At 70.8% G+C, this 12,790-nt stretch carries 16 protein-coding genes; 2 read left to right on the top strand and 14 right to left on the bottom strand.

The features are described from left to right. Positions 1-5: 5 nt before the first annotated feature. From HNR23_RS02115 to clpS, 6 genes are all read right to left on the bottom strand, one after another. Positions 6-827, bottom strand: coding sequence for a thioesterase family protein (locus HNR23_RS02115; RefSeq protein ID WP_184072959.1), 822 nt, complete (start codon positions 825-827; stop codon positions 6-8). 81 nt (positions 828-908) lie between these two features. After that, positions 909-1,856 (bottom strand): PLP-dependent cysteine synthase family protein, encoded by a 948-nt coding sequence (locus HNR23_RS02110; protein ID WP_184072957.1) that lies wholly within the window; start codon positions 1,854-1,856, stop codon positions 909-911. Between the two features lie 5 nt (positions 1,857-1,861). Next, positions 1,862-2,140 carry a MoaD/ThiS family protein gene (locus tag HNR23_RS02105; protein WP_184072955.1) on the bottom strand — a complete coding sequence of 93 codons (279 nt, stop codon included), beginning with the start codon at positions 2,138-2,140 and terminating at the stop codon, positions 1,862-1,864. A 207-nt stretch (positions 2,141-2,347) separates the two neighbouring features. Beyond that, positions 2,348-2,761 carry a Mov34/MPN/PAD-1 family protein gene (locus HNR23_RS02100; protein ID WP_184072954.1) on the bottom strand — a complete coding sequence of 138 codons (414 nt, stop codon included), beginning with the start codon at positions 2,759-2,761 and terminating at the stop codon, positions 2,348-2,350. A 110-nt stretch (positions 2,762-2,871) separates the two neighbouring features. Continuing rightward, a complete protein-coding gene (locus tag HNR23_RS02095; RefSeq protein WP_184072952.1) occupies positions 2,872-3,438 on the bottom strand; it encodes a DUF2017 domain-containing protein in 567 nt (188 codons plus the stop codon). A gap of 66 nt (positions 3,439-3,504) precedes the next feature. Next, positions 3,505-3,795: an ATP-dependent Clp protease adapter ClpS gene (gene clpS, locus HNR23_RS02090; RefSeq protein WP_184072950.1), complete on the bottom strand. Its 291-nt coding sequence runs from the start codon at positions 3,793-3,795 to the stop codon at positions 3,505-3,507. A 208-nt stretch (positions 3,796-4,003) separates the two neighbouring features. On the opposite strand from clpS, the gene HNR23_RS02085 reads away from it, so the two are divergent. Further along, positions 4,004-5,320 carry a nicotinate phosphoribosyltransferase gene (locus tag HNR23_RS02085; protein ID WP_184072948.1) on the top strand — a complete coding sequence of 439 codons (1,317 nt, stop codon included), beginning with the start codon at positions 4,004-4,006 and terminating at the stop codon, positions 5,318-5,320. Positions 5,321-5,378: 58 nt separating this feature from the next. Further along, on the top strand, positions 5,379-5,954 hold the full coding sequence (locus HNR23_RS02080; protein ID WP_184072947.1) for an isochorismatase family protein: 576 nt from the start codon (positions 5,379-5,381) through the stop codon (positions 5,952-5,954). Between the two features lie 90 nt (positions 5,955-6,044). Here HNR23_RS02080 and HNR23_RS02075 read toward each other — a convergent pair whose 3' ends face one another. The 8 genes from HNR23_RS02075 to HNR23_RS02040 all read right to left on the bottom strand — a co-directional run bounded on the left by HNR23_RS02075 (position 6,045) and on the right by HNR23_RS02040 (position 12,761). Next, on the bottom strand, positions 6,045-7,055 hold the full coding sequence (locus tag HNR23_RS02075; RefSeq protein WP_184072945.1) for a tryptophan--tRNA ligase: 1,011 nt from the start codon (positions 7,053-7,055) through the stop codon (positions 6,045-6,047). Between the two features lie 115 nt (positions 7,056-7,170). Then, the gene (locus HNR23_RS02070; RefSeq protein ID WP_184072943.1) at positions 7,171-8,157 is read right to left on the bottom strand and encodes a zinc metalloprotease; all 987 of its coding nucleotides are present in this window, start codon (positions 8,155-8,157) and stop codon (positions 7,171-7,173) included. A gap of 140 nt (positions 8,158-8,297) precedes the next feature. Continuing rightward, positions 8,298-10,016 carry a DEAD/DEAH box helicase gene (locus HNR23_RS02065; protein WP_184072941.1) on the bottom strand — a complete coding sequence of 573 codons (1,719 nt, stop codon included), beginning with the start codon at positions 10,014-10,016 and terminating at the stop codon, positions 8,298-8,300. Positions 10,017-10,186: 170 nt separating this feature from the next. Further along, positions 10,187-10,354 carry a hypothetical protein gene (locus HNR23_RS02060; protein WP_184072940.1) on the bottom strand — a complete coding sequence of 56 codons (168 nt, stop codon included), beginning with the start codon at positions 10,352-10,354 and terminating at the stop codon, positions 10,187-10,189. A gap of 156 nt (positions 10,355-10,510) precedes the next feature. Next, positions 10,511-11,293, bottom strand: a complete 783-nt coding sequence (locus tag HNR23_RS02055) for a class E sortase (protein ID WP_184072938.1) — start codon at positions 11,291-11,293, stop codon at positions 10,511-10,513. A gap of 7 nt (positions 11,294-11,300) precedes the next feature. Beyond that, on the bottom strand, positions 11,301-11,693 hold the full coding sequence (locus HNR23_RS02050; protein WP_184072936.1) for an ATP-binding cassette domain-containing protein: 393 nt from the start codon (positions 11,691-11,693) through the stop codon (positions 11,301-11,303). Positions 11,694-11,874: 181 nt separating this feature from the next. Beyond that, positions 11,875-12,117 carry a DUF3039 domain-containing protein gene (locus tag HNR23_RS02045; protein WP_394353809.1) on the bottom strand — a complete coding sequence of 81 codons (243 nt, stop codon included), beginning with the start codon at positions 12,115-12,117 and terminating at the stop codon, positions 11,875-11,877. Between the two features lie 59 nt (positions 12,118-12,176). Then, entirely contained in the window at positions 12,177-12,761 is a 585-nt protein-coding gene (locus HNR23_RS02040; protein ID WP_184072932.1) for a YqgE/AlgH family protein, read from the bottom strand. Between the last annotated feature and the right edge of the window lie 29 nt (positions 12,762-12,790).

Genomic DNA, 12,790 nt, shown 5'->3' with positions numbered 1-12,790 from the left:
ATGTCTCAGCGTCCGCATCGCGCTAACTGGCGGCTCTGCGCGACCAGTCTTCCCTTCACATCCCACAGGTCGACGGACTCGTCGAACCAGCCGTCGACCAGCGCTTCCGCTCGGGATCGGAAGCTCAGCGGCCCGGGTTCGGGGACGGCGCGCATGTGCCAGGTCAGTTCGACGGTCGGCGCCCAGCGCCAGTTGTCGAACACCGAGATGACCGGCGGGAGCGCGTCGACCGCCAGCGGCAGGACCAGGCAGGGATCCGCGCCGGGGCCGCCGTCCGCCTCGCTGAGTCCGATGTGGCCGAGGAGCTCCGGCTCCGGAGCCGCGGTCGCGTCGGTGCGGCGGAGCCGGGCCCAGGTCGCGGGTGCGTAGTACGCGTCGACGCGTCCGGCGAACCCGCTCGCGCCTTTGCCCGCGGCGCGCGGGTCATAGCGGCGGCACCGGTCGATCGGGGGCACGGCCGCGGGTGGGGCCTCGTAGTCCGGGTCGGCGCCGGGGGCGAGGGTGGCGGTGGCGATGGTGGCGGTGACGAGCGTCCGCCCGTCCTGGCCGATCGTCACCTGGACGGTGGCGACGGTGCGGCCGGACCTGAGGAGGGTCGCGTCGATCTCCGCCGGCCCGGCTCCGGCGGGGCGGAGGAAGTGGAACGAGGACGAGACGGCGTGTGGGTGCGGGGACTCCAGCAGCGCCGCCCGTTGCAGGACGGCCATGAGGTATCCGCCGTTCATGGCGTGGCCGATGAGGTAGCCGGGGTCGAGGTCGGCCGAGTAGCGTCCGGCGCCGAGTGGGGTGACCGCGGTCGCGGTGTCGAATCGGACCATGTCGACCATTCAACTTCCCTGGGGTCCGACGCCCGGACGCCGGGTCCCGCGAACGGGCCCCGGCGCCGAGCGGTCGTGCCCGGTGCCCGACTACGCCCAGAGCTCGCCTTCGAGGCGCTGCGCGGCCTCTTCCAGGGTGCCCTCGTAGGCGCCGGTGGACAGGTACTTCCATCCGGCATCGGCGATGACGAGGGCGATGTCGGCGCGCTCACCCGCCTTGGCCGCCTTCTGCGCCATTCCGAGGGCGGCGTGGAGGGCGCCGCCGGTGGAGATTCCCGCGAAGATGCCTTCCTGGGTGAGCAGTTCACGGGTGCGACGGAGCGCCGCGTCGGAGGGGACCGAGAAGCGCGTGGTCAGCACGCTCTCGTCGTAGAGCTCCGGGACGAAGCCTTCGTCGAGGTTACGCAGCCCGTAGACGAGTTCGCCGTAGCGGGGCTCGGCCGCGACGATCTTGACGTCGGGCCGCTGCTCGCGCAGGTACCGGCCGACGCCCATGAGGGTGCCGGTCGTGCCCAGCCCGGCCACGAAGTGGGTGATCTCGGGAAGGTCGGCGAGCAGCTCCGGGCCGGTGGTCTCGTAGTGGGCACGGGCGTTGGCCGGGTTGCCGTACTGGTAGAGCATGACCCACTCCGGGTGCTTCTCGGCCATGGCCTTGGCCACCCGGACCGCCTCGTTGGAGCCGCCTTCCGCCGCGGAGAAGTGGATTTCCGCGCCCCACATCTCCAGCAGCTGGCGGCGTTCGGCGGAGGTGTTCTCCGGCATGACGCAGACCATGCGGTAGCCGCGCAGCTTGGCGACCATGGCCAGCGAGATGCCGGTGTTTCCGGAGGTCGGCTCCAGGATGGTGCATCCGGGGCTGAGTCGGCCCTCCTTCTCCGCCGCCTGGATCATGTAGAAGGCCGCGCGGTCCTTGATCGACCCGGTCGGGTTGCGGTCCTCCAGTTTCGCCCAGAGGCGGACCTCGGGCGCGGGTGAGAAGCTCGGGAGCCCCACGAGCGGGGTCCGGCCGAGCGAGTCGAGGAGGGAGTCGTAGCGCATGGTGCTCAGCGCATGCCGCCGGCGACGGCCGGCAGGACGGTCACGGTGTCGCCGTCGGAGAGGGACGCCTCGATGCCGCCGACGAACCGGACGTCCTCGTCGTTGAGGTAGACGTTGATGAAGCGGCGCAGCTTGCCGTTCTCGACGAGGCGCTCGGCGATGCCGGGGTAGCGCTTGTCGAGGTCGGTGATGAGTTCGGCGAGCGTCGCACCCTCGCCCTCGACGGCCTTCGCGCCATCGGTCAGGTTGCGCAGGATGGTGGGGATGCTGACCTTGATGGCCATGGGCGTCTCTCCGTTACAAGCGTGTGGTCGTGTCTGCGGTCGGTTGTGGTCGACGGGGTCCGTGGTCGCCGCCCCCGCGGGCCGGCGCGGCGACCCGCCACGTTGGAGTGCAACAGGCGGCGGCCGCCGGTGATTCCGCCCCTGGACCGCGCCCCCTGGCTCGCGCCGGTGGGGCCCGGCGGGGCCGCGGCCGGGGTGTGTCCGGTGTCAGCCGGCGTCGACGACCTCCACCGGCTCCTCGGTGACCTCCCCGTCGACGATGCGGTAGGAGCGGAACTCCGCGGTCTCGGGGTCGCGCGTGGACACCAGGACGTAGTGCGCGTCGGGCTCGGAGGCATACGAGATGTCGGTGCGCGAGGGGTAGGCCTCGGTCGCGGTGTGCGAGTGGTAGATGACCACGGGTTCCTCGTCGCGGTCGTCCATCTCCCGCCAGACCTTGAGCTGCTCCATGGAGTCGAAGCGGTAGAAGGTCGGCGAGCGCTCGGCGTTGACCATCTCGATGAACCGCTCCGGCCGGTCGGAGCCCTCCGGTCCGGCGACGACGCCGCACGCCTCGTCCGGGTGGTCGCGGCGGGCGTGGTCGACGATCTTGTCGTAGATCGCGCGGTCGATCCTCAGCATGGTCCTCAGCGTATCCGAGAATATTTCCCTACCCACTCACTGGGTATGACTTTCCTTCGTCGGCCCGACCACCCTCGCGGACCCCGGCTCCGCCTGCGGTCGACGGCCGCTCAGTCATCGGCGCCGTCCTCGTCGCCGCCGCCCATCCCGAAGAGCGACTGGACCAGTGACTCCTGCAGTTTGCCGAGCCAGTCGTAGATGTGCAGCGCGGCGGCGTCGCCCTCGCTCAGCTCTCCGCGCCCCTCCCGGGCGTAGGTGTGCTCGTCGACCCCGAGCCGGGTGCCGAGCGCGAGGCGCACGTCGTTCAGCGCCTTCATCCACGCGTGCGCGGCGGCGAGGTCGAGGCGGAGTGTTCCGCCCGCGACCGGCAGCCCGGACAGCATGGTCCGTGCGTTCTCCCGCTTGTGCCGGCGGAGGTCGTCCTCGGTGTAGCGGCGGAAGTCGCCGGAGGCCTCGGTGCCCTCACCGTAGGCGTCGGGGAACAGCCGCGCCAGCACGGGGTCGTCGGGCTTCTCCGCGCTTCCGCCGATACCGACGAGTTCGGCGAGCTCGTCACGCGGCTCGGGCTCCTCCACCAGGTCGAGGAGGAGCGCGGCCATGGAGCGCAGAACCGCCGACTCCTCAGCGTCCAGATCGATGGCGACCCCGCCGGAGTCGGGCCGGAATCCCATGGTCATGCCGTCACTGCTCCGCGCTCCGAAGGCCTGCGCCCATCATCGTGTCCGCTCGTCACCCGGTGCCCATCACTCGTCGTGCTGCAGGGTCGCCCACAGACCATACCGGTGCAGCACCTGGACATCGCGCTCCATCTCCTCGCGGGTACCGCTGGAGACCACGGCACGCCCCTTGTAGTGCACGTCGAGCATGAGCTTGTGCGCCTTGCGCTTCGAGTAGCCGAAGACCGTCTGGAAGACGTAGGTGACGTAGGACATGAGGTTGATGGGATCGTTCCAGACGATCGTCACCCAGGGGAGTTGCGCGCGCACATCCTCCGCGATGTCCGGCCGTTCCAGCTCGACCGGCGCCGTCGTCATGGCTCCCTCATCCTTTCCTCCGTCCGGGCTGTGCGGGACGGCGCGCGGCAGTGTCCAGGGCAACGGTGTCCAGGTCACCGGCGGGAGCACCGATTCGCACAGGCATCCTCACAGAGCATTCTCCCATCTTTCACTGCCGACGCGGTGGGGAGCGTCATAGGAGGTCGGATATTTTGTAACCGAGAGACACAAACTAACCTTGACCCTTATGACCGACGACTGGAGCAGTGCGCTGCTCACCGACCGGTACGAGCTGACGATGCTGCAGGGGGCATTGCGCAGCGGTGCCGCACACCGGCGGACCGTGTTCGAGATGTTCGCGCGCCGACTCCCCGACCAACGGCGTTATGGTGTGGTGGCCGGGACGGGCCGTTTCCTCGACGCACTGCGGGACTTCCGGTTCGATACCGCGACGCTGGACTTCCTGGCCGATAACGAGATCGTGGACGACTCCACGCTGAAGTGGCTCGCCGACTACCGCTTCTCCGGCGACATCTGGGGTTACGGCGAGGGCGACATCTACTTTCCCGGGTCCCCCATCCTCGTCGTCGAGGGCACGTTCGCCGAGTCCGTGGTCCTGGAGACCGTGGCGCTGTCCATCTTCAACCACGACTCCGCGATCGCGTCCGCCGCCTCCCGCATGGTGACCGCCGCCGGCGGGCGGCCGCTGGTCGAGATGGGGTCGCGCCGCACCCACGAGATGGCCGCGGTGGCCGCCGCCCGCGCCGCCTACCTCACCGGGTTCGCCACCACCTCGAATCTGGAGGCGAGCCGCCGCTACGGGGTGCCGACCGCGGGCACCAGCGCGCACGCCTTCATCCTGGCGCACGACAGTGAGCGGCACGCGTTCGCCGCACAACTCGACGCGCTGGGCCACGGGACCACCCTCCTGGTCGACACCTTCGACGTCGAGCGCGCGGTGCGGACCGCCATCGAACTGGCCGGAGACGATCTGGGCGGGGTGCGCCTGGACTCGGGCGACCTCGCCGCGACGGCGTCGCGCGTCCGCGCCCTGCTCGACCGGCACGGTGCCACCCGCACCCGCATCCTGGTCACCGGCGACCTGGACGAGTACGCGATCCAGGCACTGGCCATCGCTCCCGTCGACGGCTACGGGGTGGGCACGGCACTGGTGACGGGCTCGGGGTCGCCGACGGTGTCACTGGTCTACAAGCTGGTGGCGCGGGCACGCAGCGGCGATGCCGACGACCGGCTGGAGTCGGTGGCCAAGCGTTCCGTGGGCAAGCCGAGCAAGGGCGGCCGCAAGTGGGCGGCGCGCCGGCGGGACGACCGGGGCGTGGCGACCGCGGAGCTGGTCTACGGGTATGAACCGGAGCACGACCCGGGCACGCGCCCGCTGCTGCGGCGACTCGTGGACGGCGGCGAGATCGTCGGGGCCGAACCGCTGTCCGCCGCGCGTGAGCGGCACGAGCGGGCGGTGGCGGAACTACCGGAGGAGGCGCGCCGGATGTCGGCCGGAGAGGCCGCCATCCCGACCCTGTTCGAGCGGTACGTGCACGACTGAGCCGACCGGGGCGCCGGTGACGGCTCGGATGACCGAGGTTCGGAAGGGGGAGCGGAAGATGCCCAAGGCACTGATCGTCGTCGACGTGCAGAACGACTTCTGTGAGGGAGGGAGTCTGGCGGTCACCGGCGGCTCCGGGGTGGCCTCCCGGGTGTCGCGGTTCATCGCCGAGCACCGCGGCGAGTACGAGTACATCGTGGCCACGCGCGACCACCACATCGACCCCGGGGCGCACTTCGCCGACGAGCCGGACTTCGTCGACACCTGGCCCCGGCACTGCGTCGCCGGTACCCACGGCGCCGAGTTCCACCCGGACTTCGACACAGGTGCGGTGGAGGCGGTGTTCAGCAAGGGCGCCTACACCGCGGCCTACAGCGGGTTCGAGGGCTCCGACCCCCAGGGGCGGTCCCTGGAGGACTGGCTGCGCGACCGGGGCGTCACCGACGTGGACGTGGTGGGCATCGCCACCGACCACTGCGTGCGCGCCACCGCGTCGGACGCGGCCGAGGCCGGGTTCGCCACCCGGGTGCTGCTGGACCTGACGGCCGGGGTGGCCGAGGCCACCACGGACGTGGCGCTGCGGTCGCTCGCCGGGAAGGGTGTCGCGCTGCAGGGGAGGCCGGTGCTGGCCTGAGGCGGCTCACGGACGAGACGAGGGGGCGGGCCGCCGGTCGACCCGGGCGGACCGCCCCCCTTCGTGTCCTGCGGCGGCGCGGGCGGCGGCTCAGTCGATGCCGACGGCCGCGCGGACCTTGGCCATCGTCGCCCGTGCGCGCTCGCGCGCACGGGCCGCCCCCGCCTCCAGGACGCCGTCGAGCTCGCTGTCGGGGGCGATCAGCTCTTCGTAGCGGTCGCGCATCGGCCCGAAGGTGTCATTGAGCACCTCGAAGAGCTCGTTCTTGAGCTCGCCCCAGCCCATGCCGCCCTCTTCCAGGCGCTTGCGGGTGGCGGCGGTGTGCTCCTCGGGCGCGAACTGGGCGAGCAGCTGGAACGGCACCGAGGTGTCGGGGTCCTTGGGGGCCTCGACCGGGGTGGAGTCCGTGGGGATCCGCCGGACCAGCTTCTTCAGCTTGCTCTCGGGGAGGAAGAGCGGGATGTGGTTGTCGTAGGACTTGCTCATCTTCCGCCCGTCGACGCCGGGCAGGACACTGGCGTCGCCTTCCGGGAACACGCCCTTGGGGATCGGGAAGGAGTAGGAGCCGCCGTAGAGGTGGTTGAAGCTTCCGGCGATGTCGACCGTGTACTCGATGTGCTGGATCTGGTCACGGCCGACCGGCACGTAGTCGGCCTCCATGATGAGGATGTCGGCCGCCATCAGGATGGGGTAGTTGAACAGCCCCATGTTGACCCCGGCGTCCAGGTCGGCGACGCCGGCGGCCTCGTTGCGGTCGCGGGCGGCCTTGTAGGCGTGCGCCCGGTTCATCAGGCCCTTGGAGGTGATGTTGGACAGGATGATGGCCAGCTCGAACACCTCGGGGATGCTCGACTGCCGGTAGAGGACGGTCCGCTCGGGGTCCAGTCCGCAGGCGAGCCAGGTGGCGGCGACCGACCGGATGTCGCTTCGGAGCTTCTGCGGGTCCTTGACCGAGTTGAGCGAGTGGAAGTCGGCGAGAAAGTACATGGTGTCGTGCTCGCTCGCGGCGGCCAGCGCCGGCTTGATCGCACCGATGTAGTTGCCGATGTGGGGCATGCCCGAGGTCTGGATCCCGGTCAGGTAGGTCTTGGTCGCTGCCATGGCGCCGAGTCTATCGGGGCGGGTACCCGGCCGGATCATGTCGTCGATCTCGGCGCAGTGCGCCGAAGGCCGCCACCGGCGACCATCACGCGCTCCGCCGGGACCGACCGATCGGCTACAGGGCGCGGAAGGCCCGCCAGTGGTCGGTCATGCGCTGGGCCTGGCCGTGGGTGAAGTGCGTCATGCAGGGGTCGTTGCTGTAGTTCATGAAGTTGTGGATCGGGTCGCGCCCCGGCTGCGGGCAGGTGTCGCGCCCGTGTGGGCAGCCCACCGCCTGCTCCCGCTCGTAGGGGGTGTCCCGGACGTAGTCTCCGGGATACCGGCAGCCGTTCTGGAAGGTGTGGAAGAGGCCGAGCCAGTGCCCGGTCTCGTGCGTCGCGGTGAAGCCCAGGTTGAAGTTCTTGCGCTCGCCGCCGGGAATGGTGCGGTAGTCCACGACGACGCCGTCGAGCTGGGGCGACGCCTTGTACTGCTGCGGGAAGGTGGAGCGGCCGAGCATCCCCTCGGGCAGGTTGACCATGTAGAGGTTGAGGGTGTCGGCGCCACCGCGCCGCAGCTTCTGCTTGATCGCGCTCTCGTGCTGGGTGAACGCCTCGAACCAGGAGTCGTCGACGGTGCGTGTGACATCGCGCAGGTCGAACCGGAAGCCGGTGTCGGCGCCGGGGCCGTAGCCGCCGCTGAAGCCCTTGTTCATGGTCTGGATCTGCCGGGCGACCTGGTCGTCGGTGAGGGCGCCGCGGCCGTCGCCCGCCGAGACCACGTGGACGACGGTGGGCACGGTCTTCCGGTGCCCCACGGTGGGGGCGCGCTGGGTGATCAGGGCGTCGTTGAGCTGCCGGTCGAGTGCGGCCGCCTCCTCGGGGGTGAGGTGGGCGTGCCCGCGCGGTTCGGTGCCCGTGGTGCGCGCGGCGGACTCGGTCCGCGGCGGGCAGGCGGCGTCGGCGTTGACCTCAGGTCCCGGCGCGCGGGGCGGCGTCCCGGCGGGCTCCCCCGCCCGGGCGGCGCCCGTCAGAATCAGCCCGGCCAGGGCGAGCGCCCCGAACAGCAGGCCGCCCCACATGGCGGCGGGTGCGCTGCGGCGTGCTTTCTCACCACGGATCATAGTCACGGACTGTAGTGATCATGTGGCAGGCGGGTGGACCGCGACACGTGGTCGTGACGAACTATTTGCCGATCTTTCCGGCGCTCGGCCTTCCGGAGGTTCCCGGGGCGTCCCGGGTGTCGCCGTCGGCGTCCCCGCGGTCACCGGCCTCCGGTCGCCCAGGATCTGATCCGGGCGATCCGCTCGCGGATCTGCTCGGGGGAGGCCTGCGCGATCGGCGGCCCGCCGCAGGCGCTCCGCAGCTCGGTGTGGATCATGCCGTGCGGTTTGCCGGTCCGGTGGTGCCATGCTCCGACGAGGGTCTGCAGTTCCCGGCGCAGCTCCGCGACGACCTCGTGGGTGGCGGCTTGCTTCGGCTCCTCCCTGGGCGCCTTGCGCTGGTTGGCCTGGAGATCGGCCTTGCGCTTGCGCAGCAGCTGGGACACCTGGTCGGGTTCGAGCAGACCGGGCAGGCCGAGGAAGTCCTCCTCCTCGGGTGATCCGGGGGCACCGCCGCCGAACTCCGAGCCGTCGTAGAGCACGCGGTCGAACTCGGCGGCCGACTCCATCGTCTCGAACGGGAGCTCGTCCCCGGCGTCGGGGGTGTCGCGCTTGCGGCGCGCCTCGTCGATCAGGTCCTGCTCGGGGTCGGCCTCCCCGTCCTTGAGCGGACGGTCGAGTGCGTGGTCGCGCTCGCGCTCCATCTCCCCGGCGTACTCCAGCAGCGTGGGTACCGACGGCAGGAACACCGACGCGACCTCACCGCGTCTGCGCACCCGGACGAAGCGCCCGACTGCTTGGGCGAAGAACAGCGGCGTGCTGGTGGAGGTGGCGTAGACGCCCACCATCAGCCGGGGCACGTCCACGCCCTCGGAGACCATCCGCACCGCGATCATCCAGCGGTCGTCGGACTCGGCGAACCGCTTGATCTTCTTGCTGGCGGTGGGGTCGTCGGAGAGCACCACGGTCGCACCGACGCCGGTGATCTGGCGCAGGATGCGGGCGTAGGCGCGGGCGGCCTCGTGGTCGGTGGCGATCACCAGCCCGCCGGCGTCGGGCGTGGTGTTGCGGAGCTCGGTGAGCCTGCGGTCCGCCGCGGCCAGCACCTTCTTGATCCAGTCGCCCTTGGGGTCGAGCGCGGCCCGCCACGCCTGGGCCAGAGCGTCCTGGGTGAGCGGTTCGCCGAGCCGGGCGGCCAGCTCGTCCCCGGCGCTGGTGCGCCAGCGCATTTCGCCCGAGTAGGCCATGAAGAGGACCGGGCGCACGACGCCGTCGGCCAGCGCGGGGGCGTACCCGTAGCTGTAGTCCCAGGAGCAGCGGCGCACACCGTTGTGGTCCTGGACGTAGTCGACGAAGGGGATGGGGTTGACGTCCGAGCGGAAGGGCGTCCCCGTCAGGCAGAGCCGCCGGGCGGCCGGGTCGAAGGCCTCGCGCACGGCGTCGCCCCAGGACAGGGCGTCGCCGGCGTGGTGCACCTCGTCGAAGATGACGAGGGTCCGGCGGGCCTCGGTGCGGTTGCGGTGCAGCATCGGGTGCGCGGCGACCTGCGCGTAGGTGACGGCCGCGCCGACGTACTGGCGGCCCAGGGCGCCCTGGCCGTTCTTGAAATCGGGGTCGATGGCGATCCCGAACCGGGCGGCGGCCTCGGCCCACTGCTTCTTGAGGTGCTCGGTCGGGCAGACGATGGTGACGGAGCGGACGACGTGCTGGGCGAGCAGCTCACTCGCCAGCGTCAGCGCGAAGGTGGTCTTGCCGGCGCCGGGCGTGGCCACCGCGAGGAAGTCGCGCGGGTTCCTCCGGAAGTACTCCTCGTAGGCCTCGCGCTGCCACTGGCGCAGGCCGCTGAGGCGGTCCGACGTGCTGGTCTCAAGAAGCGTCATGCTGCCAATCCCCTGATACTCACCCGGAAGAGGGTAACCGCCCATGGGGACCGGGCAGGCGTCACGCGAACGGCGCGTTCGTCACGTTCCACCCGCCCCGTCCCGCCGCGTGCGGCCGTGTCGGCATGCCGTGCCCCCGGATCCGCCGGGGATCCGGGGGCACGGCGCCGTCAGTTGCCCGGGACGTCCACAGCGCCGTCGTTGAACGGCATGTAGGGGTCGGCCCAGGGGAACACGACGTACCACAGCAGGGCCGCCGCTCCGGCGAGCAGTGCGAGCGCCAGCACGAGCTTCACCGGGACCGGGCCGGGTAGGAGGCGCCAGATCAGTCCGTACATCGGTGGGTAACCCCGTTCTCTCTTTCCTGCGCCGGGCCGACGTGGGCGGCCCGGCCGGTCTCGGTCGGCGGATCACTCCCGGCTCGCGACCACCGGAACGACGCCCGCCGCCCCGGCCGGCCGCTCGCTCACCGGCAAGCATCCGCCGGACACGCCCTAGGCGTCGGCGTTCTCCGGTGCCATGTCGGCGATGCTCTCGGGCATGCCCTGGTCCTTGGGTCGGGTGTCGGAGAGCTCGGCCCAGACGATCAGCCGGTGGGAGTTGGACAGTTTCGGGGCGCAGGTGGTCAGCGTCAGCAGCGCGCGCTGCGGATCGTCGTTGTTGGACTCGTCGAAGGGGTCGGCGTCGACCACCCAGACCTCGTCCGGCGTGACCACCTTGTCCTCGACGACCTCATAGGTGTAGAAGTTCTCCCGGTCCTCCAGGACGATGGTGTCGCCGTCCTTCAGCAGGTCGAGGTCCCAGAAGATGCCCGGGGTGCGGTGCCCGGCGACGGCGTAGTTGCCCTTCTCCCCCGCCTCGGCGTTACCGGTGTAGTGGCCGGGACTGTACTTGATGTCCTCCTGGGACACCCCGTTGACGACCACCCACTGCAGGTCGAGGTCGGGAATGTACATCCGCGCGTTGGCGGAGCCGGGCAGCGGTTCGGAGTCGGGGCCCCTGGGCTCGCCCCACTGCTCCTCCAGCCCCTGGGCGAGGTCACGCTGCTGGGCGTCGGTCTCGAACTGCTTTCCGTAGACCTCGTAGGCCGCGAAGAACAGCATGACGACGCCGGCGGTGAACAGCAGCTCGCCGATGACGCGGATGGTGCCGCGCGCGATGTCGCCGGGTGTGGTGCGCCGGCGCGCGGGGGCTCTGCGGCGCCCCCTCGACTTTCTGCGGCCGCCCCGAGCGGGACCGCGGTCCCCATATGACCGTGGTTCAGTTCTGGACACCAAATCCGACCTACCCGACTGGACGTTCACGAATGTCCACGCGTCCGCCGTTCCCGACGGGCAGGACCAAGAGGTCCCCGGTGCGTGGATGCGACAGGACTTCGACCTCGTGCCGGTACACATCGCTCAGCAGAGACGCCGAGAATACCTCGCGCGGCGCCCCGCAGACGGCGATGGCCCCCCTGGAGAGTACCGCCATCCGGTGCGCATAGGCAGCAGCCGACCCCAAGTCGTGCGGAACGACGACGGCCGCGCCGCCGCTCTCGGCGTGCGCACGGGCGATACCGAGGACGAGTTCCTGGTGGCGGATGTCGAGCGCGGCGATCGGCGAGGGCGGGTCGGGAGGTCCGCCCAGCACCGGCGCGGCCCTGGTCGGCCTGATCGCCACCGCGCTCGTCGCCACCGTCGCGGGGGGTACCGCGATGGTGATGGCGCGTCGTTCCAGGCCGACCTCGGTCGGACGATGAACGGGCCGGCGCGCGAACGCGGACGGCCCGGGGAACGACGAGAGCGGCCTCGGGCGCACGATGGTGTGCGTCCGAGGCCGCTCGTTCGCGTCTACCGGGACCCAGGAGGCATGCGGCCTACTTCATCATCTCTTCGTAGATCTTCTTGCACTCGGGGCAGACCGGGAACTTCTTGGGGTCGCGGTTGGGCACCCACACCTTGCCGCACAGGGCGATCACCGGGGTGCCGGTGACGGCGCTCTCCGTGATCTTGTCCTTCTGCACGTAGTGGGCGAACCGTTCGCGGTCGCCGTCGTCGTGCGAAATGTCGGGGCGGGTCTCGCTCTCCGGAAGCACCTTGTTGACGACATGCATGTCCATGGCCATCGTGCCCTCACACCTCCTACGTCTCATCCCACGGTATCCGCAGGGGACGGAACTCAGTTCAACGTCGGGTCGTCCGGGAAAGTCGATACCAAGGCGAGATCACCGCCCTGCCGACGCAGCACCCGGGACCACAGTGAGCCGGGCGCCGCGGAGAACACGTCGTCGGCGAGTGCGGGCAGGACGTACCAGGCGCCCTCCTCGATCTCCGCGCCGAGCTGCCCTTCGCTCCACCCGGTGTATCCGGCGAACACGCGGAACCGGCCGAGCGCACCGCCGAGGATCTCGGGCGGTGTGTCGAGGTCGATGAGGCCGAGCCGGGGCACGGTGGCGTCGTCGGCGGAGGCCGACAGCGGGCGCCAGCCCAGCGGGGCGTCGTCGGTTCCGGGCATGCCCAGGGCGAGCCCGGAACCGGCGCCGACGGGGCCTCCGGCGAACATGACCGCGGGCGCGGTGGCGTACCCGCTCCAGTCGCCCAGGACGTCGTCGACCGGCAGTTCGGAGGGCCGGTTCACGATCACGCCGAGGGTGCCCTCGGTGGCGTCGTCGTCGATCACGAAGACGACCGAGCGCCGGAACTCGGGCTCGGACAGCATCGGGGTCGCCACCAGCAGGCGGCCGGTCAGCGTCGGCTCGTCCATGTATCCACAACTACCCGGTGGGCCGGGCG

Source organism: Nocardiopsis mwathae (assembly GCF_014201195.1).
GTDB lineage: Bacteria > Actinomycetota > Actinomycetes > Streptosporangiales > Streptosporangiaceae > Nocardiopsis_C > Nocardiopsis_C mwathae.
Note: the sequence above shows the minus strand (reverse complement) of the source record. Positions and strands in the feature narration are given on the sequence as shown.

Coding starts and splice junctions, on each gene's coding strand:
- HNR23_RS02095 (WP_184072952.1), bottom strand. CDS start 3,438: ATGACCATGGGATTCCGGCCCGACTCCGGCGGGGTCGCCATCGATCTG.
- HNR23_RS02080 (WP_184072947.1), top strand. CDS start 5,379: ATGCCCAAGGCACTGATCGTCGTCGACGTGCAGAACGACTTCTGTGAG.
- HNR23_RS02115 (WP_184072959.1), bottom strand. CDS start 827: ATGGTCGACATGGTCCGATTCGACACCGCGACCGCGGTCACCCCACTC.
- HNR23_RS02065 (WP_184072941.1), bottom strand. CDS start 10,016: ATGACGCTTCTTGAGACCAGCACGTCGGACCGCCTCAGCGGCCTGCGC.
- HNR23_RS02105 (WP_184072955.1), bottom strand. CDS start 2,140: ATGGCCATCAAGGTCAGCATCCCCACCATCCTGCGCAACCTGACCGAT.
- HNR23_RS02045 (WP_394353809.1), bottom strand. CDS start 12,117: ATGGACATGCATGTCGTCAACAAGGTGCTTCCGGAGAGCGAGACCCGC.
- clpS (WP_184072950.1), bottom strand. CDS start 3,795: ATGACGACGGCGCCGGTCGAGCTGGAACGGCCGGACATCGCGGAGGAT.
- HNR23_RS02085 (WP_184072948.1), top strand. CDS start 4,004: ATGACCGACGACTGGAGCAGTGCGCTGCTCACCGACCGGTACGAGCTG.
- HNR23_RS02040 (WP_184072932.1), bottom strand. CDS start 12,761: ATGGACGAGCCGACGCTGACCGGCCGCCTGCTGGTGGCGACCCCGATG.
- HNR23_RS02075 (WP_184072945.1), bottom strand. CDS start 7,055: ATGGCAGCGACCAAGACCTACCTGACCGGGATCCAGACCTCGGGCATG.
- HNR23_RS02100 (WP_184072954.1), bottom strand. CDS start 2,761: ATGCTGAGGATCGACCGCGCGATCTACGACAAGATCGTCGACCACGCC.
- HNR23_RS02060 (WP_184072940.1), bottom strand. CDS start 10,354: ATGTACGGACTGATCTGGCGCCTCCTACCCGGCCCGGTCCCGGTGAAG.
- HNR23_RS02110 (WP_184072957.1), bottom strand. CDS start 1,856: ATGCGCTACGACTCCCTCCTCGACTCGCTCGGCCGGACCCCGCTCGTG.
- HNR23_RS02070 (WP_184072943.1), bottom strand. CDS start 8,157: ATGATCCGTGGTGAGAAAGCACGCCGCAGCGCACCCGCCGCCATGTGG.